Source organism: Terrabacter sp. FW104-15G4B (genome assembly GCF_058790095.1).
In genome coordinates, this window is record NZ_JBYTCI010000014.1 from 36,797 (window position 1) to 62,999 (window position 26,203).

Consider the following 26,203-nt stretch of genomic DNA (forward strand, 5'->3'; position numbering starts at 1 on the left):
GTGACAATAGAACTCACGCCCGTGCCGATGGCCGGGTCGATCGCCGGGAAGACGGTGCTCGTCACCGGCTCCGACGGCTTCATCGGCTCGCACGTCGTGGAGCGGCTCGTCGGGGACGGCGCGCACGTGCGGGCCTTCTGCCTCTACAACTCGAACGGCTCCACCGGTTGGCTCGACGAGTCAGAGACGTTCCGCACGGCGGTGCGCGACGGGCAGGCCGAGGTGGTCCTCGGCGACATCCGCGACCCCGAGCACGTCATGGCCTCGACCGAGGGCGTCGACGTCGTGCTCCACCTCGCGGCGCTCATCGCCATCCCGTTCTCCTACGTCGCGCCGCGCTCCTACGTCGAGACCAACGTCATCGGCACGCTCAACGTGCTGGAGGCCGTCCGCCGCCACGGCACCCCGCGGATGGTCAACACGTCGACGTCCGAGGTCTACGGCACGCCGGAGGAGGTGCCCATCACAGAGGCGCACCCGCTGCGCGGTCAGTCGCCCTACTCGGCCACGAAGATCTCGGCCGACAAGATGTGCGAGTCGTATGCGTTGTCATTCGAGACGCCGGTGACGACCCTCCGCCCGTTCAACACCTTCGGGCCCCGCCAGTCCACGCGCGCGGTCATCCCGACCGTCCTGTCGCAGCTGCTCGCCGGCGCCGCCGCGCTCAAGCTCGGCGACGTGACGCCCAAGCGCGACTTCACCTTCGTCACCGACACAGCCGACGGCTTCGTGCGCGCAGCGCTGGCCGACGTCGCCCCCGGCACGACGATCCAGCTCGGCACCGGCCGCACCGTCTCGGTCGGCGACGTCGTGCAGCTGTGCCGCAAGGTGACCGGCAGCGACGCCGAGATCGTCACCGAGAGCGACCGCATCCGGCCCGAGGGCTCCGAGGTGCAGATCCTGCTCTCCGACCCGACCCGCGCGAACGAGGTGCTCGGCTGGGCGCCGACCGTCTCGCTCGAGGAGGGCCTGGCGGCGACGGCCGAGTGGCTGCGGCCCCGAGTCGAGCCCGAGACCGCCGGGCGGTACCACCGATGACGGCGACCGGCGAGGCGCACGCGCCCGGAGCCCGCGGGCCCGAGGGCACCATCCCGCTCGCGGTGCCCAACATCGGCGAGCTCGAGCGCCGCTACGTCCTCGAGGCCGTCGAGTCCGGCTTCGTCTCGTCTGTCGGTCCCTTCGTCTCGGACTTCGAGCGCCGCTTCGCCGAGCGCGTCGGCTCCAAGCACGCGATCGCCTGCGCCACCGGCACGGCCGCCATCCACGTCGGCCTGCTCCTGCTCGGGGTCCGGCGGGGCGACGACGTCGCCTGCTCCGACTTCACCTTCGTCGGCTCGGTCAACCCGATCGCCTACTGCGGCGCCCGTCCCGTCCTGGTCGACTCCGAGACGACGACCTGGAACCTGGACCCCGCCCTGCTCGCCGCTGAGCTGGACCGGCGCGCAGCCGCCGGCGAGGCACAGCCCACGGTCGTCGAGATCGTCCACGTGCTCGGGCAGCCCGCCGACATGGAACCGCTCATGGACGCCTGCGACCGGCACGGCATACCCGTGCTCGAGGACGCCGCCGAGTCGTTGGGAGCGACCTGGACGGCGGGCCGGTACGCCGGGCGGCACACCGGCACGGTCGGCCGCATCGGCTGCTTCTCGTTCAACGGCAACAAGATCACGACGACCGGCGGCGGCGGCATGATCGTCACCGACGACGACGACCTCGCTGCACGGGCGCGGCACCTCACGACCCAGGCCAAGGTCCCCGACGTCGGCTACCTCCACGACGAGGTCGGCTACAACTACCGGCTCACCAACCTCGCCGCGGGGCTCGGCCTCGCCCAGCTCGAGCGCCTGGACGAGTTCGTCGCCGCCAAGCACCGCATCGCGGCCCGCTACGACGAGGCACTCGCCGACCTCCCGCTCGCCCTGCCGCCGCGGGTCGACGGCCTCGGCGCGACCTACTGGCTCTACTCGGTGCTCGTGCCGGAGACCGACGGCCGCGGCCGCGACGAGTTCCTCGAGCACCTCAACGGTCTCGGCGTCGGGGCGCGGGCGCTGTGGCGACCGCTGCACGCCCAGCCGCCGTTCCTCAGCGCGCCCGTGCTCGGGGGAGCGGTCGGCGACGGGCTCTTCGCCCGGGGGCTGTCGCTGCCCTGCGCGACCGAGCTGACCGACGCCGACCAGGACCGCGTCATCGCGGCGGTGCGCTCCTTCTTCGACTAGCCCGCCCAGGTCGGCGCGGCCCGGACGCCGCCCCCGGCCGCGGGCGGTCGAGACGTCGGTGTTCCCTGTGCGGCAGGATGTCGTCGTGGAGATCGCCATCGGGCTGCTCGCGATCGCGGCCGCTGTTCTCGGGGGGTCGTGGGTCGCCGACCGTTTCGACCTGCCCCCGCCGCTCGTCCTCATCGTCCTGGGCATCCTCGGGTCCTACGTGCCGTTCGTGCCCGAGGTGGCGCTCGGCCCGGAGATCGTCCTGCTCGGCATCCTCCCGCCCCTGCTGTATGCCGCCGCCATCCAGACCTCGCTGGTCGACTTCCGCAACAACCGTGGCGTCATCCTCAGCCTGTCGGTCGGGCTCGTCCTCTTCACGGCCCTCGGGGTGGCGATCTTCCTCCAGTGGGTGCTCGGCCTCCAGTTCGCGGTCGCCTTCGCGATCGGTGCCGTCGTCGCGCCACCGGACGCCGTCGCCGCCACCGCGGTCGGCCGTCGCATCGGGCTGCCGCGCCGTCTCGTGTCCATCCTCGAGGGTGAGTCGCTCGTCAATGACGCGACCGCGCTCGTATCGCTGCGCACGGCGCTGGCCGCCGCTGGACTCGCCACCGCGGTGTCGTCGGGCGGCGTCAGCTTCGGCGGGGTGGTGCTCGACTTCGCGTGGGCGTCCGTCGGTGGCGTCGCCGTCGGCTTCGCCGTCGCCCTGCTCGTGTCCGTGCTGCGCCGGTACTTCTCGACCGAGCCGGCCTTCGACACCGTGCTGTCGTTCATGGTCCCGTTCGCGGCCTACGTGCCAGCCGAGGAGCTGCACGCCTCGGGGGTCATCGCGGTCGTGACGGCGGGCCTGGTGCTGGGGCACAAGTCCCCGCGCACGCAGATGGGCGCCTCGCGCCTCAGCGAGCGGATCAACTGGTCCTCGATCCAGTTCCTCCTCGAGAACGCCGTCTTCCTCCTCATCGGGCTCCAGGTCTTCTACGTGCTCGACCGAGTCCGCAGCTCGCCTCTGTCGGCGGGCCAGATCGCGTTCGCGGCCGTGGGCACGCTCCTGGCGGTCCTGGTACTGCGACCGCTGTGGATCGTGCCCTTCCGTTTCATCAGCACGCGCGTCCTGCGCATCGAGGCGCAGGCGCCGTGGACGCACACGGTCGTCCTCTCATGGGCGGGCATGCGTGGCGTGGTGACTCTTGCGGCGGCGCTGCTGCTGCCTCCGCAGACGCCGTACCGGGACGTGCTCGTCCTCATCGCCGTGGTCGTCACCGTGGGTACGCTGCTCCTCCAGGGGACGACGCTGCCGGGCCTCGCCCGCCGGCTCGGGGTGCGCGGGCCCGACCCCCGGGAGGACGCGCTCCAGGCAGCCACGGTGCTGCAGGCCGCGACACGCTCGGGCCTCGACGTGCTCGACCGGATGGACGACGTCGACCAGACGACCCGCGAGGTCCTCCGCTCCCGCTCGGAGGACCGGCTGAACCAGATGTGGGAGCGGCTCGGTGCGCGCGGCGGCGACGTCGACGAGACGCCCAGCGCGCGGTACCGGCGGGCGCGCATGCAGATGCTGCAGGCGGAGCGCGAGGAGGTGCTTCGGCTGCGTGACGAGGGTCGGGCCGACCACGCCGTGCTCCGGGTGGTGCTGGGCTCGCTCGACCTCGAGGAGACCATGCTGGACCGGATCGACGACCAGGACAGCCGCCTGGCGGAGAGTGAGGTGTTGCCCGTGGACACGATCGAGGCTCCCTGCGAGCACCTGGAGCAGAGCGACTCGTGCGTCGCACCACGCACCCCCGAGGGGTGCGAGGAGTGCCTCCGCGACGGCACGACGTGGGTGCACCTGCGCCTCTGCCTCCGGTGCGGGCACGTCGGCTGCTGCGACTCCTCCGAGATGAGGCACGCGACCGGCCACTTCCACTTGACGCAGCACCCGGTGATGCGCTCGATCGAGCCGGGCGAGGCCTGGCGGTGGTGCTTCGTCGACGAGGTGGTCGGCTGAGCGCTCTCAGTCCAGGCGCTGCGTGATCGAATGCGTGTCGCCGTCGTGGACCACCGTCGTCGACGCTCCCTGGACGAGCGCGAGGAAGGGCTGCACGTGCCCGCACTCGACGTCGGCGACGACCGGCACGCCGAGCAGGCCGAGGGCGTCGACCACCGCCGCGTGCTGCGTGAATCCCTGGGGCTCCGGTGCGTGTGTGCGTGATACGAGCACCCCGTTCGCTGCGTCGAACCATCCGCGTAGCCGCATCGCGTGCAGGGCCCGGCAGATGTCGTAGGCGCCCCATTCGGCGATGTCGAGCAGCACGACGACGCCCTCGCGCGCATGGTCGCCCGCGAAGGCGCCGATGTCGGCGAACCGCCCACCGGCCAGGAAGCTCACCGTCTCGACGCACCCGCCGACGAGACGCCCGGAGAAGGTGACCGGCTCGTCCTCGTGGCCGGGGTCGAGGCGTGTCCACGTGCCGCGCCCGTCGAGGGTCATCTCGGAGACGCTGGGGTTGCCGGCGTAGTCGTCCCAGCCGCCACTGCGGAAACGGCCGGGGGAGTGCTGGCGCAGCTCGTCACCCACCGTGGCGCCGGCCACGTCGACCCAGTGGAGTATGCCGTCCGGCACGGCGTACGGGGTGTCCATGAGGTTCTGCCCGTGGATCGTCGCGATCCCCGTGGTGAGTGTGAGCGGCGTCAGCCAGGTCGAGGTGTCGGAGAAGCCGACGCACCAGGTGGGCTCGGCGGCGCCCACCGCGTCGAGGTCGAGCAGGTCGAGCAGGTCGATGGCGGTCTCGCCACCCCACGGCGGCACGACGGCGCGGATGCTCGGGTCGAGCAGCATCCCCATCAGCTCGGCGGCGCGTGCCTCGCGCGGCCCGCTGACGTGGCTCGGGGCGTGGTTGAGCTCGCCGACGACGACCTCGAAGCCGCGGTCTCGCAGGCACTGGACGGCATACGAGAACCGTCCCCAGAGTGCGTCGGAGACGCCCGAGCTCGGCGAGGTGACGCCGATCCGGTCGCCGGGGCGAAGGGGAGCGGGGTAGCGGATCGGCATGGCTGCCATCGTGCCAGCCATGCCGATCCCCGTTCACCCGCTTTGTGCCTCGAGGTCAGGCCTTCGCGGCGGTGAAGCCCTGCTCGAGGTCGGCCAGGATGTCGTCGATGTGCTCGAGGCCGACCGACAGGCGGACGAGCCCCGGCGTCACGCCGGCGGCGAGCCGGTCCTCGTCCGGGCCCTGCGAGTGCGTCGTCGAGGCGGGGTGGATCACGAGCGAGCGCACGTCGCCGATGTTGGCGACGTGGCTGTGCAGCGAGAGCCCCTCGACGAACTTCTTGCCCGCCTCGAGGCCGCCCGCGATCTCGAACGACAGCACCGCACCGGCCCCACGGGGGGCGTACTTCTGCGCCGTCGCGTACGACGGGCTGCCCGGTAGGGAGGCCCACACGACCCGTTCGACCTGCGCGTGGTCCTGGAGGTAGGCGGCCACCTTCGCGGCGTTCTCGAGGTGCCGCTCGATGCGCAGCGACAGCGTCTCCAGGCCCTGCGCGACGAGGAAGGCGTTGAACGGCGCGGCCGAGGGCCCGAGGTCGCGCAGCAGCTGGACGCGCGCCTTGAGGATGTAGGCGAGGTTCGCCCCGAGCGGGCTGCCGACGCCGAGGTCTCGGGCGAACACCAGGCCGTGGTAGCTCTCCTCCGGCGTGTTGTAGTTCGGGAACTTCTCGGGGTCCCGGGCGTAGTCGAAGTTGCCCGAGTCGACGATCACGCCGGCGATCGAGGTGCCGTGGCCACCGAGGTACTTCGTCGCCGAGTGCACCACGACGTCCGCGCCCCACTCGATGGGCCGGATCACGTACGGCGTGGCGATCGTGTTGTCGACGACGAGCGGGACGCCGTGCTCGTGAGCCAGCGCCGCGACGGCCTCGATGTCGAGCACCTCGGCCTTGGGGTTGGCGATGGTCTCACCGAAGAACGCCTTGGTGTTCGGCCGGACCGCGGCTCGCCAGGACTCGACCGAGGTCGGGTCCTCGACGAAGCTGACCTCGATGCCGAGCTTGGGGAAGGTGAACTTCAGGAGGTTGACGGTGCCGCCGTAGAGGCTCGGAGAGGCGACGATGTGGTCGCCCGCCTCTGCGATGTTGAGCAGTGCGAGCGTCGTCGCGGACTGCCCGGAGGCGACGAGGAGCGCGCCGACCCCGCCCTCGAGCGCGGCGATGCGCTGCTCGACCACGTCGGTGGTCGGGTTCATCAAGCGGGTGTAGATGTTGCCGAACTCCTTGAGCCCGAAGAGGTTCGCGGCCTGCTCGGTGTCGCTGAAGACGCAGCTCGTCGTCTGGTAGATCGGCAGCGCGCGGGCTCCCGTCGCGCTGTCGGCGCTCTGTCCGGCGTGGATCTGCTTGGTCTCGAAGGACCAGTTGGGCTCGGTCATCGGTCGTCCTGCTTCTGGGTCGAGTCGGTGACCGCGACCTCCGCGGGGAAGGCCGGCTGCACCGACGGGTCGGTGCGGGAGAGTGACTCTCCGCGCTTGCCCGCGCGCCGGATGGCGCCGACGGGCCAGGTCTTCACCCGGGGCACCCCACCGCGGTTGGAGGGTTGCCGGCCAGCGAGCCGGGGCTTGTCGCTGGCGCTCATGACCTACCGGTGAGTGTACGTATGCCGTTCGGTGCCTCGGGAGCAGGTGTCCTCATCGTGGGACGCGCCTTCGCGCTCGGCTGTTTCGGGGTGTGCACGGGCTGCGCCGACGAGTCGACTGATCCGGTGGGCGAGCCCTTCCTGAGGCACGGCCACGGAGGGCGCCAAAGTGCCGTGGCCTCGATCACTAGGACGTCCTAGTAATCCGAACTGGCGAGTAGGATCACTGTTCGTGAGCACGAACCCCGACTTCGACCTGTTCCGGACCAGCGAGGACCACGAGGCCCTCAGGGAGGCCGTCCGAGCGGTCGCCGAGGACAAGATCGCCCCGTACGCCGCTGCCGTCGACGCCGAGGCGCGCTACCCGCAGGAGGCGCACGACGCGCTCGTCGCCTCGGACTTCTTCGCCCCCCACGTGCCCGAGGAGTACGACGGCGTCGGTGCCGACGCGCTCGCCACCTGCATCGTCATCGAGGAGGTCGCTCGCGTCGACGCTTCGGCCTCCCTGATCCCCGCCGTCAACAAGCTCGGCTCGCTCCCGCTCATCCTCGACGGCAGCGACGAGGTGAAGGGCCGCTACCTGCCGCCACTGGCCAAGGGTGAGACGACCTTCTCCTACGGGCTCTCCGAGCGCGAGGCGGGCTCTGACACCGCGTCCCTGAAATGCCGGGCACGTCAGGACGGCGACGGCTGGGTGCTCTCCGGGCAGAAGTCATGGATCACGAACGCCGGCGTCTCGGAGTACTACACCGTCCTCGCCGTCACCGACCCGGACGGTCCTCGCGGCGCCAACGTGACCGCCTTCGTCGTCGAGAAGTCCGACGAGGGCTTCACCTTCGGCGAGAAGGAGCGCAAGCTCGGCATCAAGGGCAGCCCCACCCGCGAGCTGCACTTCGACAACGTCCGTCTCCCCGGCGACCGAGTCGTCGGGCAGGTCGGCGACGGGCTCAAGATCGCTCTGCGCACCCTTGACCACACGCGGGTCACCATCGGTGCTCAGGCGGTGGGCATCGCCCAGGGCGCCCTCGACCAGGCCGTCGCCTACGTCAAGGAACGCAAGCAGTTCGGCCAGCGCATCGCCGACTTCCAGGGCATCCAGTTCATGCTCGCCGACATGGCGATGGAGCTCGAGGCAGCGCGCCAGATGGTCTACGTCGCGGCCGCCAAGTCCGAGCGCGGCGACAAGGACCTCACCTTCTTCGGGGCGGCGGCCAAGTGCTACGCCTCCGACGTCGCGATGAAGGTCACGACCGACGCGGTGCAGCTGCTGGGTGGCGCCGGCTACACGAGCGACTTCCCGCTCGAGCGGATGATGCGCGACGCCAAGATCACCCAGATCTACGAGGGCACCAACCAGGTCCAGCGCCTCGTCATGGCCCGTCAGCTCCTCAAGTAGGCTGGGCGCCGCTCGAAGGGGGACGTCGGGCCGCCCCAGCCCGACAGCCTGACGACGACAAGGACCTTGCAGTGGATCTGACCCGTGACGCCCGGCCGGCGGTCAGCGTCATCATGCCGATCCTCAACGAGGAGAGGCACCTGCGTGACGCTGTCGCGATGATCCTGGCGCAGGACTACCCCGGCCGGCTCGAGGTGGTCCTCGCCCTGGGTCCTTCGACCGACCGCACCGACGAGGTCGCGGGACAGGTTGCCGCCGCCGACCCGCGCGTCCGGCTCGTGGCCAACCCGAGCGGGCGCACGCCGGACGGCCTCAACGCCGCGATCGGTGCCAGCAGCGGCGAGGTCATCGTGCGCGTCGACGGGCACGCGGAGATCCCCGACGACTACATCCGCGTCGCGGTGGACGAGCTGCTCCGCGTCGGCGCCGACAACGTCGGCGGCATCATGGACGCCCGCGGCACGACCGACTTCGAGCGCGCTGTCGCGGCCGCGATGCGCAGCCCCCTCGGCGTGGGCAGCTCCCGCTTCCACACGGGGGGCGAGGCCGGTGACGCCGACACCGTCTACCTCGGCGTGTTCCGTCGCGCCGCTCTGGAACGGGTAGGCGGCTACGACTCCCACTTCGCGCGCGCCCAGGACTGGGAGATGAACCACCGCATCCGCGAAACGGGCGGCAAGGTGTGGTTCACCCCGGCCCTCAGGGTCACCTATCGCCCCCGTGCCTCGGTGAAGGCCCTCGCCAAGCAGTACTTCCACTACGGCAGGTGGCGCCGGGTCGTCGCGCGACACCACGAGGGCACCATCAACCCGCGCTACCTCGCGCCTCCGACGATGGTCATCGTCACGACGGCCGCCACGGTGGCCGGGTTCTTCTGGCGCCCGGCCTGGGCCGTTCCCGCCGCGTATGCCGCCGGCATCGTCGCGGGGGGAGCCGCTATCTCCCGCGGTGAGTCCGCACGCAGCCGCGCCGTGACGCCGGTCGTCCTGGCGACGATGCACTGGGCATGGGGCGTCGGCTTCCTCACCAGCCCGCGACGACTGACCCGCTGAGCCGGACTCGTCGCGAGCGCTCACTCGGCTTGCGCGCAGCCGACCATCTCGTACAGCGTGTAGGGGGCCGCGGATGTCACCTCACGCCACGCCGGCGAGCTGCCGACACGGTCGATGCCGGCGTACTGCGCCACGCGGTTGCCGGCCCACGAGAACGGCAGTCCCCCGGTGATGGCGTAGGACACGCCCTGCCGCGTGGCCGCCTCGCACACCTTCGGATCGGTTCCTGCGCGGTCGAGGCCCGCGGCGAGCAGCTGACGGTCACCGGAAGTGTTGGTCTTCTCGGTCGGGATGAGCAGCTGTCGGCCGCTGACGACATACAGGTACGTGCCGCCGTTCCACGGGTTGGCGGCGACGACCGCATCCTCGGGCAGATGCGTCGACAGCCGCCGCAGCGCCTGCAGGTCCGGCCCGCTCGCCCACGAGTCGGCGGCCTGGGGGTGGAAGTAGCGGTGCAGGATGTGGCGGTGCGCCCCGGACTGAGCCCCGGCGTCGAGCAGCATGATCCCCAGCGCAACGCAAACCCCGAGCCCCACGCCGCGGGTGGCACCCCAGCGTTGCGGGGCCAGTCGGGTGACCAGGTCGCTGATCGCGAGCAGGCCGGCGGTCGCGGCGACGACGGCCGGGAGGATGGCTGCCGTGTGCAGCCGGACGGCGTTGTTGTACCAGGGCCAGGTGAACCACCGCACGACATCGGTGTCGACGGCGATGTTGAACCAGAAGAGCGCGAGCATTGCGACCAGAGCAGGGACGACCCACCGGGCGCCACGGTGGCGCACGAGCAGGGCGACCACGCCGACCGCGACCACGGCCGCGAGCACCGGCAGCGGTCGGGTCAGGCGCGGTGCGAAGTTGACCAGATCATGCCAGGCGAGGCCCGGCTCCCGCTCGGGACCGGCCGCACCAGTGGCGAACATGGAGGGCGACCGCAGGACGACCGACGCGGCTGCGACTGTCGCGACCGCCAGCACCGTTCCGGTCAGCACTGCGGCACGTCGGGGCCACGAGGGTTGTCGGACGGTGAGACCGATGACGCGCCCGAGGACGAGCAGCCCACCGAAGAGGCACAGGGTGACGAAGGCGTTGGGGTGGGCCATGACGACGCCCGGTAGCGCGGCGAGAAGGACCACGGCGGAGCGCAGACGGTCGGCGACGGCATACGGCGGTCGCCCGAGGGGACGGAAGAGCCCGGCGACGGCGGCGACGGCGGCCGGAACCAGGGCTTGGCCCAGCAGGTTGGGCCACAGCACACCGAAGCCCATGAGCATGTAGGGGTACGTCGTGAAGGCGATGCTCAGGAAGGCGGCTGAGAGGACGACGACCACGCGTCGCCCCAGCAGAGCCAGGGACAGCACGATGCACCCGAGCGGCCAGACCACTGCGACGAGCACGACGACGTAGACCGACGAGCAGACGACGACCGACGCACCCGTGAGCAGCGACGCAGTCGCCGTGAAGGCGTAGAAGGCTGCCGGGTAGAAGCCTGTCCACGTGGGGAAGTTGAAGCGCCCGATGTCGAACGAGGAGAGCGTCCCGTTCGCCAGGCCCCACTGGGGCGCAGCCACGTGGAAGATGGTGTCCGATCCCTGCGGCAGGGCCTCCGGTGTCCGCACCTCGGTGCGGATGGTGACGAGGACCACGGCGAGGGTCACGAACACGCTGGCGACGGTCCACCACGACACCGCGTCGAAGCGGACCCGGTCGCCGTGCTCGAGCCGGCGGGCCCACTCCGGCCGGCGGGCCGCCAGGTGGGTGTTGGCCCGAGTCGTGAGCACGCCGGCGCCGAGGGCGAGCGCGCACATGACGAGCGTGCCCACGACGAGCGGTGCGACTCCCCAGCGCACTCCGAGCGCAGCCGCTGCGACGGCAGTGACCGCCAGGCAGCTCGTCGACAGCAGCGGCGCCAGAGCGAGGGCGGCGAGCGGCCTCAGCCCGAGCAGGATCCCGGCACCGAGGCCGGGAAGGAAGGTGAGGGAGAGCACCACCAGGAAGACGGGGAGCGTGTCGCTCCACGAGGCGGTGTTGGGTATGAGCACCGCGCACATCCTCTCGCTCGACCGCTGTCAACTGCCCGGCAGAGCGTACTGAAGGGTGGCGGCCGGAACGCACGCGGGCCGGGTCCCATGCAGGCTGACGTCTCGGTCCCACGAGCGGTCACTACGATGGCGGGGCCACCGGGTACCGCCGGGACGCTGCACCCCGGAGACCAAGGAGTGAAGAGGTACATGTCACCGCGCCTTCCCTCGACGCGTATCGCCCGGCGCTTCGCCCGCAAGCTGGTCGGCGCCGGACCCCACGAGCTCAAGGCAGCTTTCGCATCGCTCCCGGTCCGCAAGGACCTGGTGGTCTACGAGTCGTTCGCCGGCAACGGCATGCTGTGCAACCCCGAGGCGATCTTCCGCGCCCTGCTCGAGGATCCCGACCAGCAGCACCTGCACCACGTGTGGGTCCTCGCCGACCTCCGGGCCTACGCCTCGACGGTGGCGGAGTTCTCGGACGACGACAGGGTGCGCTTCGTGCGGCGCGGGTCGCTCGCGTACCACCGGGCGCTGGCCACCGCGGGCCTGCTCGTCAACAACGCGACCTTCCCGCCGGACTGGGGGAAGCGACCTGGCCAGACCTACCTCAACACCTGGCACGGCACGCCCCTCAAGGCCATGGGCTACGACGAGTCGCAAGGCGGCTGGGGCGCCCGCAACGTGCTGCGCAACTTCATGATGGCGGACTACCTGCTGTCCACCAGCACGTTCATGAGCGAGCAGATGTACGAGCACGCCTACCGCCTCGTCAACGTCGCGCCGGGCGAGATCGTCGAGGTCGGCTACCCACGCACCGACCTGCAGCTCACGGCTGAGCGGGCGCGCGAGAACACGCTCACCCGGCTCCGGGCGGCCGGCGTGCGCGTTAGCGCGGACGACACACTCGTGCTCGTCGCGCCCACGTGGAAGGGCGAGTCCTTCCACAGCCCTCGCAACGACGCCGCGGATCTCGCCGCGCTCGCCCACGAGCTCGAACGCCGTCTCCCGCCCGGCCATCGGGTGCTGCTGAAGGTGCACCAGCAGGTCTACCGCTTCGCCGGCCGCGAGCCCCTGCTGGCAGGCCGGCTCGTGCCCAACGACGTGCCGACGAACGCGGTGCTCGGCGCCACCGACGTGCTCGTCACCGACTACTCCAGCATCTTCTTCGACTTCCTCTCCACCAGCCGCCCCATCCTCTTCCACGCCCCCGACCGGGACGAGTACGACGGCTACCGCGGGTGCTACCTGACGGTCGACGAGCTGCCCGGGCCCCAGACCGACTCCGCCCACGAGCTCGCCGAGAGGATCGCGGCCATCGGCACCGGCTCGGCGGACGACCCGCTGGTCACGCACGGCGCTCGGCGGGAAGCCGCCCGGGCCCGTTTCGCGCCCCACGACGACGGGGGCTCCACCCAGCGCGTGCTCGACGTGGTCGTGAGGGGTCAGCGCGACGGTCACACCGTGCGGCACACGCGACGGGACGGCCGACGCACGCTCCTGCTCTACCTGGGCGGGATGATGTCCAACGGCATCACGAGCTCGGCGCTCAACCTGCTGCGCACCATCGACCACACGCGATGGGACGTCTCGGTGGTCATGGGAGCCATCAACAACGACGACCGTCGCGCCAACGCTGCGTCGATCGACCCGCGGGTGCGCCAGTTCGTGCGCAGCAGCAACCCGTTGGTGAGCAAGACCCTGTGGCGCAGCCGGCGCCGGCTCATGCGCGGACAGATCGACCGTCTGGCCCCGGGCGCCCTCCAGCGCCTCGACGCTGCCCTCGCCCAGGACTGGCGGCGTCTCGTCGGCTCGGCCCGCTTCGACCACGTCGTGGACTTCAGCGGCTACTCACCGGCCTGGACCTTCCTTCTCGGGCACGCCCCCGCAGGCAGCCGGTCCGTGTGGCAGCACAACGACCTGCTGGCCGACCAGATGCGGGAGATCGCGGGGAAGCAGCCGCACGCCGCCAACCTCAGGGGCGTCTTCACCAGCTACGCGCGCTTCGACCACATCGTCTCGGTGTCCGAGGCGCTGCGTGACGTCAATGCCCGCTGCCTCGCCGCCTGGGCGCCGGCCGAGAAGTTCGTCTCCGCACGCAACACCATCGACAGCCAGCGGGTCGTCAGCGGCGCGGGCGACCCGCCGCCCCCCGAGGTGTTCGGTGCGCTGCGGCCGACGGATGACGGCGCCGACCCCTTCGTCTTCGTCGCCGTCGGACGGCTGTCCCCGGAGAAGAACCACCAGCGTCTCCTCGAGGCCTTTCGGATCGCCCGCCGCGCCCATCCGCAGATCCGGCTGCTCGTGGTGGGGGACGGGCCGCTGCGCGCCGACCTCGCAGCCCGCGCCGACCGGCTCGGGCTGTCCGGGATCGTCGTCTTCACCGGCCTCCAGCGCAACCCGTGGGCGATCATGGCGCACAGCCACTGCTTCGTGCTGTCCAGCGACTACGAGGGCCAGCCGATGGTGATCCTCGAGGCGCGGACCCTGGGCCTGCCCGTCGTCGCCACGTCGTTCGACTCGGTCGGCTCGGCGCTCGGCCCGGGCGAAGGGCTCGTGGTGGACCGGTCGGTGGACGCCGTCGCGGCCGGCCTCGTCGCGGCGGTCGAGGCGCGCGTCCCCTGGGCGCCCTTCGACCCCGACGTCTACAACAAGGTCGTGCTCGAGGAGTTCGAGCGCGCCGTGGGTGCCACCCCGTAGCGAGCGCTCGGGGTCACCTGGCCGACCGGTCTGCTCGGCCCGTCACCGTCCCCATACGGCGTCGACGACCCGAGCAGCCGCCTTGCCGTCGTCGCGCGGCGCGAACTGCTCCCGGAAGTCGTCGTAGCGCTCCCGGTACGTCTCGCCGACGGCGGGGAGCGAGCCGAGGGCCTGCAGCACGCTGTCGGTGGACGAGAGCAGCGGCCCGGGCGCGATCTCCGCGAAGTCAAGGTAGAAGCCTCGAGTCGAACCGGCGTACTCCGACACGTCGGGCGTCAGGAACAGCATCGGGGACCCGGTGCTGACGAAGTCGAACATGACCGACGAGTAGTCCGTGATGAGCACGTCGGCGACGAGCATCAGCTCGGTGATGTCGGGGTAGCGCGAGACGTCCACGATGTTCGGCGCCGAGCTGTCGCCCAGCCCGGGCGTGTTGCTGTGCCCGCGCACGAGCAGCACCGAGCCGGACCCGAAGGCGCGCGAGACCAGGTCGAGCTCGAGGTGGTTGACCATGGCGTAGCCACCCGAGGCCGTGCGCACGTTGTCGCGCCACGTCGGCGCGTAGAGCACGAGCCGGGCGTCGGCCGGGACCCCGAGCCGCGCCCGGACGCGGGCGCGGTCGGCCTCGGAGCCGGTGCTCAGCAGGTCGTTGCGGGGGTACCCGAGGTTGAGCACCTCGCCCTCGAAACCGAGGGCATCGGCCAGGACGGAACTGGCGAAGTCGTTCTGGGCCAGCAGCATGTCCCAGGCCCGGGCCTCCCGGCTCATCAGGTCTCGGTAGGACAGCGAGAGGTTCGCCGCGGGCACGTGCCGCCCGATCTTCTTCAGCGGGGTCCCGTGCCAGGTCTGCAGGTAGGTCTGGTCCGGGTGCTTGGAGTAGTAGAACGGGAAGTTGTTGTTCGCCACCAGCTGACGCGACGTGTGCAGCGCGTGCAGGTGCTCCCGGGTTCCGATGACCACCTTCTCGGCGCCCTCGGGCACGACGGAGGTGCCGTCCGCGACCTCCCACACGAGACGGTGGGGGTAGTCGCGCCGCACCAGCTCGTCGTAGACGGCGAGGGGCGAGTCGGCGGACGAGCGTCCCCCGAACGTCGAGAAGAGCACGGCCTCCTCGACCGGTGAGCTCAGCAACGCAGGTATGCCGCGTCGCTCCGCCCACTGGCCGGCGCGGGTCCAGTCCTCCTCCGGCACCGAGGACCGGGTGTTGACCCAGAGCGCCCGTGCCCGCGAGGTGACCGTGAAGCGGAAGGAGACCTCGTCGGTGCGGTGCCAGTGCAGGAACCGGGGGCTCACGTCCTCGACGGCGTGCGGCGCCACCGGCACCCACACGCTGCGCTCGACGACCCCCGGGCCGCGCAGCAGCCTCAGCGAGTAGCCGCCGGTGGCCTGGGCGACGGAGCTGCCCCAGCGCTGCCGCACGAGGTCGAAGTCGGCCTCGAAGCTCCCGGACGCCCGGTCGTGGCGCACGTCGGAGGGCGGCCAGGTCTCTTGGTCGGACACGAGCGCGAGGTGCAGCGCGACGCCGGCCGCGGCACACCCCTTGACGGTGAACGACCGGCGGTCGTCGGCCACCTCGACGGCGTGGATGGCGGCGTGCAGCTTCCGGTCGAGCATCCGCAGCCGGCCCGAGCCCACGAGCCGGAGTCGCAGGCCGCCGGTGTGGGGAGACCCGCCCGTCAGCTCCCCGGAGGAGCCACCGTAGACGACGGGGCGCGTGCCGCTCGACACCACGGCCCGAAGTCCCCAGCGGTGGTCGGTCGTCGGCGATGCGCCCGAGGGCAGCGGCGGGACGGTCACGGTCGCGGCATAGCCGCCCTCGACGGACCGCGCGGGGAAGCTGCGCTGGATGCCCACGGCGCCACACGAGATGGTGAACGCCGAGATCGGCTCCCCGTCGGTGGAGGCCACGAGGTCCAGCTCGCGCCCGACCAGCTGCGCCCGGGAGGCGACGACCCGGGGGGCGAACAGGTGGAAGTGCAGTCCACGCGCGGCCGAGTAGACCGGGACCACCCGCTTGCCGTCGTGCAGGGGCGAGACCTCGAGCTCGTTGCCGGTCCAGCGGCGGTCCCAGGAGGTGACCGGCGTACGCCACGAGCGGGCAAGCGTGCCGTCGCGATGCAGCTCCAGCGCGAGCTCGAGGTGCCAGCCCGGGTGCGACTCGACGACGTCGTCGACGGCCGGGTGCCGGGCCTCGAGGGCGGCGGCGAGGTCAGCGAGGTCGATGCGGACACGGAAGCCCGACGCGGCCTGGCTGGGTGAGGCCTGACCGGCCAGCTCGTCCAGGACCGCGTCCTCGAAGCGCTGGACGGACAGCACGAGGTCGGAGTCGGGCGTCGGCGGCCCCTGCACCGACTCGTCGACCAGGTGAGCCGTCAGCGTCGTGTCGCTGGCTCCGAGGTCGAGCCCCGGCACCCACGCCATGCCGGTGACGACGAGGTCGTCGTCCTCCACCTCGTAGCCGAAGACGGTCACGCGCATCCGGGCGTCGACCTCGGTCAGCGCGAGGTCGGCCGCCGTCGGACGGTAGGTCTGGAGGTCCTCGAGGTAGAGCGGACGGGCCTGGGGCGGCTCGACCGAGTAGTCGGCCACCCATGCGTCGCCGACCTCGCTGCGCCGGCGCAGGGCGACGCGGATGTCGTCGCGGTGTCCCTGCTCCACCATGCGGGCGAGAAGGCGGTCGTGCAGCCCCACCATCCCCCAGGTGTGGTCGTCCATGCCCTGGGCCACGGCCGCGACACCGGAGGCCAGCGCCTCCCAGTAGTCCTCGCCGATGCGCGGGACCTCGTTGTAGTAGGAGCGCAGGTCGAGGCCCAGCGACTTCGCCTGCCACCGGTGCAGCACGTCCCGGCTGGCCCGCTCGCGCAGCACGTCAGCCACGTTGGACATGACCGTGAGACGGTCGGTGAGGTCGGCGATGTTCGACTTCTGCTGCGTGATGGAGGTGCCGTCACCACGGACGTACCAGGAGTAGACGACCTCGTGCAGCACGTCGAACGCGTCGGCGCTGGAGTACGCCTTGGCGGACGGTTCCTGGTCCTCGTAGCGGATGCCCTCCGGGAAGGAGCCCACGGCGCGGTCGAAGAAGTCACGACGGAAGAGCTTGTTCCAGGCGAAGACGTCGGCCAGCACCTCCGGGAAGTCGTCGAGGCGCAGGCCGATACGGTCGCGGCGATGGACCTCCTGGGCCCAGACTGGCACCCAGGACCGGGCTTCGTTGCGACGCTCGAGGTTGCCCACGACGAAGTCCGAGCCGGACTCGGTCAGACACGACACCATCGTCTCGATCGCCTTGGCGGGCAGGGTGTCATCGGAGTCGACGAACGCGATGAACTCGCCCGTCGCGGAGCGAATTCCGGTGTTGCGGGCCGCCCCGAGGCCGGCGTTCGGCTGTTCGAGGACGCGGATCCGACGGTCCCACCGGGCGAAGCCGCGGGCGATGTCCACGCTGTGGTCGGGGCTGCCGTCGATGACGACGATGATCTCGAGGTCGCGGTACCTCTGGCGCACGATGCTCTGGAGGCAGTCGGCGAGGTACTCCTCGACGTTGTAGCAGGGGACGACCACCGAGACCCGTCCGAGGCTGGCTGGCGAGGGGCTGACGGCCGAGACGATCGTCTGGCGCAGGGCCGGGTGCACACGGTCGCGCAGGACCTCCCAGCGGTGGTGCGGGATGGAGCGACGCACCGCCTTCATCGCCCGGCTCGCCCGTCGCTTCAGTTCTGATCGGCCCAGCACGTAACAGCCCCTCGAATTCCCTGGTGGTCGGAGTGGACGACAGGCCCGCTCGCGCGTCCCGGAGTGCCAGCCTCCTCGTCGTCGGTGCCCCATTGTGGCATCGAGGAGGCAGGGAGGGGTCCCCGGCGACGCCCAGCACGGCGTGCGCCCGCACGAAGGGGCGGGGCCTAGACTGCCCCTCGGCGGCGACCGGAACGGTCACCGCCGGCCGCTCCGGAACGAGAAGGTAGGACCCGCTCGCATGATCCTGTTGCCCCAGGCACGAGGCGTCGTCGCGCGCAGGCAGGTGCTCGCCACCCTGGTGCGCCGCGACCTGCGGGTGCGCTACGCCGGCAGCCCCATCGGCTACCTCTGGACCATCATCGACCCGCTGGCCATGGCGCTCATCTACTTCGTGGTCTTCACCTTCATCTTCAAGGCGCGCAGCGTCGGCTACCAGCCGTACGTGCTGTTCATCGTCGTGGGCGTGCTGGCGTGGCAGTGGTTCTCGCAGTGCGCGACGGAGACCTCCCGCGCCCTGCTCGCCGAGGCGCGGCTGGTCCGCTCGACCAACCTTCCCCGCGAGCTGTGGGTGGTGCGCATCGTCGTGGCCAAGGGCATCGAGTTCCTGCTCTCCCTGCCGGTACTCGCCGGTTTCGCGATCTTCTTCATCGCGGCAGGCCAGACGACCCTGCACTACCGCATCCTGCTGTTCCCGTTCGCGATCGTGCTGCAGTTCCTCCTCTCGGTCGGTCTCGGCCTCATCCTCGCGTCCGTCACCGTGCTCTTCACCGACATGCCGAGGATCGTGCGCATCGCCCTGCGGATGGGCTTCTACGCCACGCCGATCATCTACGGCGTCCACGCCGCGCCGGCGTTCCTGCGCGACCTGCTGCTGCTCAACCCGATGGCCGGGATCCTGGAGATGTACCGTGCCGGCTTCTTCCCGCAGGAGCTGAACCTCCTTGCGATCCTGTCGTCCGTCGTCATCACGTTCGCCACCCTCGTCGTCGGGACCATCGTGTTCAAGCGGCTCGAGGCCTCCGTGCTGAAGGAAATCTGATGCGTCCCGTCATCGAGGCCCACGACCTGGGCATCGAGTTCTACCGGAGCAGGCGGCGCAAGATGTCGCTGCGCGAGATCGTCTTCAAGGGACGCAACAGCGCCCCCAAGGACACCTTCTGGGCACTGCGCAACGTCTCCTTCACCGTCAGGCAGGGCGAGGCGGTCGGTCTCGTCGGCGGCAACGGCAGCGGCAAGAGCACCCTGCTGAAGATGATCGCGGGCGTGATGATCCCCGACGAGGGCGGCGTCCGCGTCCGAGGCGGGGTGGCGCCGCTCATCGAGCTGACGGGAGGCTTCCTCGGGGAGCTCACCGCGCGCGACAACCTCTACCTGGCCGGCGGCCTGCACGGCCTCAACAAGGCGCAGATGGACGAGCGCTACGACGAGATCGTCGACTTCGCCGGGCCCCAGGTCAGGGCCGGCATGGACATGGCCTACCGGCACTTCTCGTCCGGTATGCAGGTGCGCCTCGCCTTCGCCCTGATCACCACGCTCGACGAGCCTGTCGTCCTCGTGGACGAGGTGCTCGCCGTCGGCGACCGCGCCTTCCGCGAGAAGTGCTACCAGCGCATGGAGAACATGCTGGCGGGCGGCAAGACGCTCTTCATGGTCTCGCACAGCGAGGCCGACCTGCGGCGCTTCGCCGAGCGGGGGCTCTACCTGCAGCAGGGCACCCTCGTGGGTGACGGGCCCATCGAGACGATCATCGACCAGTACAACTTCGACGTGGACGCCACGAGGTGACCTGGGGCGAGCCTCCCCTCGTCGGCAGCGCCCGCGCCCGGTCCCTGAAGGGGACCTCGGCGGGCGGCACGCTCCTGGTCCTTCCGGGAAACCACGAGCCGGCTCCCGGTGACGCCGCCACGCTGGCCGAGGCGTACGACCTGCACGCGCAGGCGGTGGGCGGGGACCTGGCCGACATGCTCGAGCACGTCGCCTCGCTCGCCGGGTCGGACGACGCCGCGCCGCTCGTTCTCATGGCGTCCGACCTGCGGGTGAGCCCCGTCGCCCTGCTCGACGTGCTTGACGGCTCCGACACGACCGGTGCGCTGGTCGTCGACGCAGCGGCCGTCGCAGACCGCACTGGCGCACCGGCCGCCGTGCGCGTGTCGCAGGCCCGCCGGGCCGTGGTCGGGGTCGCCGCCGCAGGGCGCCCGGTGGGGCGACCGACAGGGTATGCCGTGGGCGTCCTCCGCGTACGGGCTGCCGACCGTGCGGCGCTCGCCGGAGCCGTCATGGCAGTCTCTGACTCCGTGCGCAGGGGCGATGCCGGGGAGGAAGGCGCGGCAGTGGCCGATGCCTTCGACCTCGTGCTGCTCGCGCTCGTCCGGGCCGGCGTGGCGGTGCGGGCCGTCATCGTTGCCCACCAGCAGGTCCGGCGCGGCGCGTGGCAGGCGCCCGGCGTCCCCGGCTCTGCGTGGCAGCAGCGTCTGCGTGCGGCGTCCCGCGGCAACGACGGAGTCTTCTCCACGCTGGCGATCCGTCCGCTCTCGCGGCGGCTGACGGCATACGGGCTCGGGCGTGACTGGTCTCCCAACGCGGTCACGGCGGTCAGCCTCGGGCTGGGCCTGGCCGCCTGTGCGGCGGTGGCCACGGGACTGTGGTGGGCCTGGCTGCTCGCCGCGGTGCTGCTGCAGGCCTCGCTCGTCGTCGACTGCGTCGACGGCGAGATCGCCCGCTTCACGCGCGCCTCCAGCCCCCTGGGCGCGTGGCTCGATGCCGTCAGCGACCGCGTCAAGGAGTTCACGCTCCTCGCGGCGGTCGCCTGGGTCGCCGCCCGGCGGGGGAGTGACCTGTGGTGGCTCGCGATCGTCGTGCTCGCGATCTTCGCGGTGCGCCACGTCGAGGACCACGCGTACGCCATGCGCACCCGGGCGCAGCTGCTCGGGCGGCCGGGCTGGCCCGAGCACCCCACGCCGGGTCCGGTGCTGGGCCCGGATGCCGTCGACGACCGCCCCGCAGGCGTGCCGACCGAGCCGCCGTTGCCGCTGGCCCGGCGGGCACGCCTCGCCCGCGACGTCAAGCAGGTGGTGCACCTGCCGGTCGCGGAGCGCTACCTGATCATGTCGCTCGGCCTGCTCACGCTGAGCCCGTCCCTCGTGCTGTGGGCGCTCGGTGTCGCCTCGGCGCTCGCCCTCGGGTGGACGCAGACCGGGCGGCTGCTGCGGGCCGTCCGCGGGAGCGACAGCTTCTCCCCGGACCGCGCCGACCGACTGCTCGGCGCCCTGTGCGACCTCGCAGTGCTGCCGAGGCCCACCGGCCGGGCCCGTCTGGCCTGGCAGCTGCCCGGCCTGCTGCTCGCCGTCGAGACCGCCGCCCTCCTCGTCGCCGCCGGTGACGACACGGTCGCCCGCGCCGCCGCCTACGCGTGGCTCGCCGTCGTCTGCTGGCGCGCCTACGACAACGTCTACCGCCTGCGCGAGACCGGCCGAGGTGCAGCCGCCTGGCTGCGCCGCAGCAGCGGCCTCGAGGTGCGGGTCGTCGTGCTCGCCGTCATCGGAGGCGGCCTGCCTGCGCCGGCAACGGCCATCCTCGTCGGAGCGGTCGTGCTGGCTGCCCTGTCCATCGGCGAGTCCGGCGCCTACTGGCGTGCCAACCCAGAGGCGAAGGACCCTCGCCGATGAACACGATGTCCAGACTGCTGGAGCGTCGCCCGGCTCGGCCCGCCACCGCCCGGTCGTGGCGCGAGATCGTGTTCGCCTGGAGCGCGGCGCTCTCGGTAGCCGGGCTCTACGTCCTCAACGCGGGCGTGCACGGGGCGCTGGGCGCCGCCCGCAACGACGACTGGGTCTACTACCGCCTCGCCTTCGAGCTGCACCGCTCCGGCCAGCTCGAGGTCGACCCCTACACGAGCACCCTGATCGTCGGGCAGATCATCGCCGCGCAGCCGGTCATCGCCGCTTTCGGCGAGTCCATCGTGGCGCTGCAGATCGCGGTCGCGCTCCTGTCGGCCGTGACCCTGGCCGCCTCCTACCTCTTCCTGAGACACTTCCTGCCCGTCCTCTGGTCCGTCGTGTGCGTCCTCTGCCTGGCGGTGGGACCGCTCTGGGGCGGCTTGAGCGTCTCCTTCATGTCCGAGGTGCCGGCCCTGGCCCTGCAGGTGCTGAGCCTGTGCGCCGCGGTGCCCGCACTGCGCGGTCCCCGGATCCGGTGGGGGTGGCTCGCTGCCTCGTTCACGCTGGCGCTGGCGGCGTTCAGCGTGCGCGAGTACGCCCTCGCGGCGACGGCGGCCGTGCTCTACACCGCATACCGCGTGTACGGCCCGTCGGGGTTGCCCTGGCGCCACCTCGGGGATGCTCGGGTCCGTCGGACACTGCTCGGCCTGGCAGCCATGGGCCTCGTGTGGGCGGTGGTCGCGGGGGCGCTCGTGCACTGGCGCTCCACCCTGGTCGCGGAGCCGCGGGCCCTGGCGGCGCAGATCGAGCTCGGCCAGCGCGTGGCCTACGTCGGGGTCGGGCTGCTCACGACGACCTGCTTCATGATCTTCCCGGTGGCGGTGGCCGTGTGGCGCGGGGGCAACTGGCGCGTCCTGCGTCGATGGTGGCCGCTCCCGGTGGCGCTCGTCGCGCTGTTGACGGTGACCTCCAGCGTCCTCAACTACCCGCTGCTGGTCGGCAACTACCTGCGGCTCGGCGGCTCCTACTCCGGCACCCTGGCCGGCGACGCACCTCGGGTCTTCTCGGAGCCGGTGTGGTGGTGCGTCATGGCGGTCGCCAACGTCTCGACCGCCCTGCTCGTCACGTTCGCGGTGATCCACGCGGTGCGACGGTTCAGACGAGCGGAACCGAAAGGGCCCGGCACGTCGCGGCTGCCTGCGCCGACCCCGGAGGGGGGACGGCGTCCTCGGGCGCTGGATCCCACGCCTCGCCTGGCGCTCGCCTTCGGCGTCGCCGGGGTGGCCCTCACCGTGGTCGTCTGCCTCATCACCCACGCTCGCCCGTTCGACCGCTACGTCATCGGATCGGTCCCCTTCCTGGCGGCCGCGGCCCTGCACGCGTCGCGATCGAGGCGACCGCAGCGGGCCGGGACCGTCTCAGCGGTGGTCGCTCTGGTCCTCCTGGGCGCCATCGGCGTCACCCAGGTGGATGCCTCGGCCACCTTCGACGGCACCAAGTGGAGCCTGGGGGAGAAGGCCGTACAGGCCGGCTACGCCGCGGGGACGGTCGACGCCGGCTATGAGTGGTTCGGCCTGCACCAGGCCGAGCCGGTCGTCTACCACGCCCGCCGCGAAGTGGGGTACTCGTCGTGGGTGACGACGTTGTTCCAGGACGCGAGCGTCTGCGTGATCGGGCAGTACGCGCCCCGGCCGACGCACCGCGCTCCTTACCCCGGCGAGGTCGTGCGGGTCTCCCGGCGCACCCTCACAGGACTGACCTACACCCTCATCGGCCGCGGGGCGGACCGCGGCTGCGTGCGGCCGTGAGCGGCGAGGCGCGGCGACCGCGTCCCCTCGAGTGCGTCGGGGTGGATGACGTGGTGGGGGTCCGGACAGGGCAGGATGGCTGCTCGTGAACCACGACCCGTCGAACGACCACCCGAGCCTCGAAGAGCTGCGGGCCGTGGCCCAACCGCCGGAGCACATCGCGCGCTACAACGCCGAGCACTGGGCCGGGGCCCTCTACATCCGGCACCTGTCCATCTACGCGACCCGGGCGCTCCTGCCGACGCGGATCACGCCCAACGGCGTGACGTGGCTGATGATCGTCGTCGGGGTCCTGGGTGCGGCGGCGATCCCGTTCGGAGGCCTCGTCGGCCCGGTGGTCGCGGTGCTCGCGATGCAGCTGCAGATCCTGCTCGACTGCTCGGACGGCGAGGTCGCGCGGTGGAGGCAGCGGTTCTCCCCGGCCGGCATCTACCTCGACCGGATCGGTCACTACCTGACTGAGGCGGCGATCCCCATCGCGATCGGCCTGCGGGCCGGCGAGTGGTCCCCCTCCCGTCCGCTCGAGGTGGGAGCCGGCGCCGTGGCGGGACTGCTGGTGGCGGTCATCGTGCTGCTCAACAAGGCGTTCACCGACCTCGTCGTCGTGGCGCGCGCCAAGACCGGCCGGCCACTGCTCGACGACTTCGCGCAGACGGCCACCTCCAGGGTCTCCGGCATCGCCCGCGTACGCCGCGCCGCGGGTCACCTGCCGTTCTTCAGGGCCTTCGTCGCCGTGGAGGCGAGCCTGCTGGCCCTGCTCGCCGCCGTGGTGGACACCGTGCGCGGTGACGTGGTCGGCACCCAGGTCCTCGTGGTCCTGATGATCCCGCTGGCGGTGCTCACGGCAGTGGGCCACCTCGTGGGCGTGCTCACGAGCTCGAGGCTCGAGTGACGGGCGCAGTGACGGGCGCACCGAAAGGAGCGGCAGGCGGCCGGGAGCCGCGGGTGCGCGCCCGGGTCGTCCAGTGGGCGCAGGAGCACGGGGAGCTCGGGGGCGTCATGACCAGCCACAGCCAGATGACCGAGGTGCTGAGGGCGTCGGGCCACGAGGTGAGCTACCTCGACACCGGCTCGGCCCGGCGCGCGGCGCGCGGTGTGCCGTCACTGCTCAGGCGCGGCTCCCTGCACGTCCTGCACATCACCAAGCTGCGCCGCGCGGCCCTGCTCGCGCCGGTGTTCGCGGTCCTGCCGGGACGCACTGCACTGGTGCTGCACTCGGGCTCGACCGCGAGCCAGCTCTCGGCGATGACGAACCGTCGCCGCCGGCTCGTGCTGCAGGCGCTGCGGGCCTTCGACGAGATCTGGGCCGTCAGCGACGCCATCCGGGACGCCCTCCCGGCCGGCCTGGCTGCACGCACCACCGTGGTGACGCCGTTCGACCCGCGTGCCGTCGCCGCAGGGGAGACCGGACCGCGGGACCCGCACGCCCTGGTCCTGGCCACCAACTCCGGCCTGGCGCACTACAACGCCCAGCTCGGGGTCGAGGCCTCGCGCCTCGTCCGAGAGCAGTGGCCGGACGCCACCCTGCGTCTGCTCGCCTACGGACACCAGGGACCCGAGCTGGCGAGGCTCCGGGCCGACGTGGCCGGCATCGAGTGGGTCGACCTGCGGTTCGACCGTCCGGCCGAGGAGGTCACCGGCCTGCTGGCCGCCGCCGGCATCCTGCTGCGGCCGACGAGCTGGGACGGCGACTCGATCATCGTGCGCGAGGCCCTCGCGATGGGCGCCCGCGTCGTCGCGAGCGGCACGTCACCGCGACCACGAGGTGTCGAGCTCTCGGGCCTCGATGCCCGCGAGATCGCGGACGCCGTCCTGCACGGCGGTGTCGTCAGCGATGGGGAGGGACTGGTCGACACCACCTTGGCGGACGCTGCCACCCGAGCCCTCTGCGCCTCCGACTCGGTCGCCCACCGCTGAGGCGGTAGCCTCTGAGCCGGTCGGCGCACACCTCGGCCAACGCCCGGCCCACCCCTCAGGAGGAGACTCGTGTCCCAACGGACCGTCATCACGTTCGGCACCTTCGACGTCTTCCACGTCGGGCACGTCCGGGTGCTGCAACGCGCGGCGGAGCTTGGCGACCGCCTCGTCGTGGGGGTGTCCTCGGACGCGCTCAACCTCTCCAAGAAGGGGCGCGCACCGGTCTTCAACGAGGACGAGCGACGCGAGATCATCGGCAGCCTCCGGGTCGTCGACGAGGTCTTCCTCGAGGAGTCGCTGGAGAAGAAGCGCGACTACATCGTCGAGCACCGCGCCGACGTCCTCGTGATGGGTGACGACTGGGCCGGACGGTTCGACTGGGTCAAGGACGTCTGCGACGTGATCTACCTCCCGCGCACCCCCTCGGTCTCCACGACCGGCCTGATCGAGCACATCTCCGGGCTCTCCTGACCGCTGGACACGCGCCGCGACCCACGGATTGGGTCGCGTGCAGGCGCTGCCAGTAGCATCGTCGGATGCCCAAGGTCCCGGATCAGCACCGCGCCGCCAGCGTCGCAGGTGACCCCGGGACCCGAAGCGGCGAGGCTCCTCCCGGTGTCAGCGGTGAGGACGGCCTCCTGCTGCGGGTGATCAAGGACAGGCGGGTGGCCTTCCTCTTCGTCGGCGGCCTCAACACGGCCATCGGCACCCTCTGGTTCCTGCTCTTCGACTCGCTGCTCGGCACGAAGTGGAACGGCTACGGGCACTACCCGGCGCTCGTCATCACCTACGTCTTCTCGATCCTCTGCGCCTTCGTCCTCTACCGCAGGATCGTCTTCAAGGTCCACGGCAACGTCTCGCGCGACCTCGCTCGCTTCAGCACGGTCTACCTCAGCGCGTTCGCCGTCAACCTCGTGCTGCTCTGGGTGATGGTGCACCTGTTCCACTGGCCGGCGTTCCCGTCCCAGTGCCTCATCACGTTGGTCACGACGCTGTTCAGCTGGGTCGGGCACAACCGCTACTCGTTCCGCCGACCCCAGCCGTCCGAGCTTGTTACGCCGAGCGAGCCCGCAACGCCGACCGAGCCGTCCACCCCAGCCAAGGAGAAGTGAGC

Annotated in this window: 18 protein-coding genes and 1 riboswitch; of the genes, 14 read left to right on the top strand and 4 right to left on the bottom strand. The window is 71.5% G+C overall.

Annotated elements, in window-relative coordinates:
* The 3 genes from AC3WRT_RS12465 to AC3WRT_RS12475 all read left to right on the top strand — a co-directional run bounded on the left by AC3WRT_RS12465 (position 1) and on the right by AC3WRT_RS12475 (position 4,188).
* Positions 1 to 1,038: an SDR family NAD(P)-dependent oxidoreductase gene (locus AC3WRT_RS12465; RefSeq protein WP_492722310.1), complete on the top strand. Its 1,038-nt coding sequence runs from the start codon at positions 1 to 3 to the stop codon at positions 1,036 to 1,038.
* On the top strand, positions 1,035 to 2,216 hold the full coding sequence (locus tag AC3WRT_RS12470) for a DegT/DnrJ/EryC1/StrS family aminotransferase (RefSeq protein ID WP_492722311.1): 1,182 nt from the start codon (positions 1,035 to 1,037) through the stop codon (positions 2,214 to 2,216). The genes AC3WRT_RS12465 and AC3WRT_RS12470 overlap by 4 nt, the downstream gene beginning before the upstream one ends.
* Before the next feature lie 85 nt (positions 2,217 to 2,301).
* Positions 2,302 to 4,188, top strand: a complete 1,887-nt coding sequence (locus AC3WRT_RS12475; protein ID WP_492722313.1) for a Na+/H+ antiporter — start codon at positions 2,302 to 2,304, stop codon at positions 4,186 to 4,188.
* Positions 4,189 to 4,194: 6 nt separating this feature from the next.
* On the opposite strand, the gene AC3WRT_RS12480 is transcribed toward AC3WRT_RS12475, so the two are convergent.
* Positions 4,195 to 5,253: an LD-carboxypeptidase gene (locus tag AC3WRT_RS12480; protein ID WP_492722315.1), complete on the bottom strand. Its 1,059-nt coding sequence runs from the start codon at positions 5,251 to 5,253 to the stop codon at positions 4,195 to 4,197.
* Positions 5,254 to 5,287: 34 nt separating this feature from the next.
* Positions 5,288 to 6,604 (bottom strand): bifunctional o-acetylhomoserine/o-acetylserine sulfhydrylase, encoded by a 1,317-nt coding sequence (locus tag AC3WRT_RS12485; RefSeq protein WP_492722317.1) that lies wholly within the window; start codon positions 6,602 to 6,604, stop codon positions 5,288 to 5,290.
* 87 nt (positions 6,605 to 6,691) lie between these two features.
* Positions 6,692 to 6,811: riboswitch (SAM riboswitch) on the bottom strand.
* Positions 6,812 to 7,039: 228 nt separating this feature from the next.
* On the opposite strand from AC3WRT_RS12485, the gene AC3WRT_RS12490 reads away from it, so the two are divergent.
* Both AC3WRT_RS12490 and AC3WRT_RS12495 read left to right on the top strand, forming a co-directional pair.
* Positions 7,040 to 8,203 carry an acyl-CoA dehydrogenase family protein gene (locus tag AC3WRT_RS12490; protein WP_492722319.1) on the top strand — a complete coding sequence of 388 codons (1,164 nt, stop codon included), beginning with the start codon at positions 7,040 to 7,042 and terminating at the stop codon, positions 8,201 to 8,203.
* Positions 8,204 to 8,316: 113 nt separating this feature from the next.
* Positions 8,317 to 9,255, top strand: a complete 939-nt coding sequence (locus AC3WRT_RS12495; protein ID WP_492722428.1) for a glycosyltransferase family 2 protein — start codon at positions 8,317 to 8,319, stop codon at positions 9,253 to 9,255.
* A 20-nt stretch (positions 9,256 to 9,275) separates the two neighbouring features.
* Here the strand turns inward: AC3WRT_RS12495 and AC3WRT_RS12500 are convergent, their stop codons facing one another.
* The gene (locus AC3WRT_RS12500; RefSeq protein ID WP_492722321.1) at positions 9,276 to 11,291 is read right to left on the bottom strand and encodes a DUF6541 family protein; all 2,016 of its coding nucleotides are present in this window, start codon (positions 11,289 to 11,291) and stop codon (positions 9,276 to 9,278) included.
* 189 nt (positions 11,292 to 11,480) lie between these two features.
* Between AC3WRT_RS12500 and AC3WRT_RS12505 the strand changes: the two genes are divergently transcribed.
* Positions 11,481 to 13,970 (top strand): CDP-glycerol glycerophosphotransferase family protein, encoded by a 2,490-nt coding sequence (locus tag AC3WRT_RS12505; protein ID WP_492722323.1) that lies wholly within the window; start codon positions 11,481 to 11,483, stop codon positions 13,968 to 13,970.
* 42 nt (positions 13,971 to 14,012) lie between these two features.
* On the opposite strand, the gene AC3WRT_RS12510 is transcribed toward AC3WRT_RS12505, so the two are convergent.
* Entirely contained in the window at positions 14,013 to 17,663 is a 3,651-nt protein-coding gene (locus AC3WRT_RS12510; RefSeq protein WP_492722325.1) for a bifunctional glycosyltransferase/CDP-glycerol:glycerophosphate glycerophosphotransferase, read from the bottom strand.
* Between the two features lie 283 nt (positions 17,664 to 17,946).
* Between AC3WRT_RS12510 and AC3WRT_RS12515 the strand changes: the two genes are divergently transcribed.
* The 8 genes from AC3WRT_RS12515 to AC3WRT_RS12550 all read left to right on the top strand — a co-directional run bounded on the left by AC3WRT_RS12515 (position 17,947) and on the right by AC3WRT_RS12550 (position 26,201).
* A complete protein-coding gene (locus tag AC3WRT_RS12515) occupies positions 17,947 to 18,747 on the top strand; it encodes an ABC transporter permease (protein WP_492722327.1) in 801 nt (266 codons plus the stop codon).
* A complete protein-coding gene (locus tag AC3WRT_RS12520) occupies positions 18,747 to 19,493 on the top strand; it encodes an ABC transporter ATP-binding protein (RefSeq protein WP_492722329.1) in 747 nt (248 codons plus the stop codon). The genes AC3WRT_RS12515 and AC3WRT_RS12520 overlap by 1 nt, the downstream gene beginning before the upstream one ends.
* A complete protein-coding gene (locus AC3WRT_RS12525) occupies positions 19,490 to 21,373 on the top strand; it encodes a CDP-alcohol phosphatidyltransferase family protein (protein ID WP_492722331.1) in 1,884 nt (627 codons plus the stop codon). The genes AC3WRT_RS12520 and AC3WRT_RS12525 overlap by 4 nt, the downstream gene beginning before the upstream one ends.
* Complete coding sequence (locus AC3WRT_RS12530) at positions 21,370 to 23,172, top strand: ArnT family glycosyltransferase (protein WP_492722333.1); 1,803 nt, start codon at positions 21,370 to 21,372, stop codon at positions 23,170 to 23,172. The genes AC3WRT_RS12525 and AC3WRT_RS12530 overlap by 4 nt, the downstream gene beginning before the upstream one ends.
* An 85-nt stretch (positions 23,173 to 23,257) precedes the next feature.
* Positions 23,258 to 24,064: a CDP-alcohol phosphatidyltransferase family protein gene (locus tag AC3WRT_RS12535; protein WP_492722335.1), complete on the top strand. Its 807-nt coding sequence runs from the start codon at positions 23,258 to 23,260 to the stop codon at positions 24,062 to 24,064.
* 53 nt (positions 24,065 to 24,117) lie between these two features.
* A complete protein-coding gene (locus AC3WRT_RS12540) occupies positions 24,118 to 25,089 on the top strand; it encodes a glycosyltransferase (RefSeq protein ID WP_492722337.1) in 972 nt (323 codons plus the stop codon).
* A gap of 69 nt (positions 25,090 to 25,158) precedes the next feature.
* Positions 25,159 to 25,560 (top strand): FAD synthase family protein, encoded by a 402-nt coding sequence (locus AC3WRT_RS12545; RefSeq protein ID WP_492722338.1) that lies wholly within the window; start codon positions 25,159 to 25,161, stop codon positions 25,558 to 25,560.
* Between the two features lie 65 nt (positions 25,561 to 25,625).
* A complete protein-coding gene (locus AC3WRT_RS12550; protein WP_492722340.1) occupies positions 25,626 to 26,201 on the top strand; it encodes a GtrA family protein in 576 nt (191 codons plus the stop codon).
* The last annotated feature ends 2 nt before the right edge of the window (positions 26,202 to 26,203 follow it).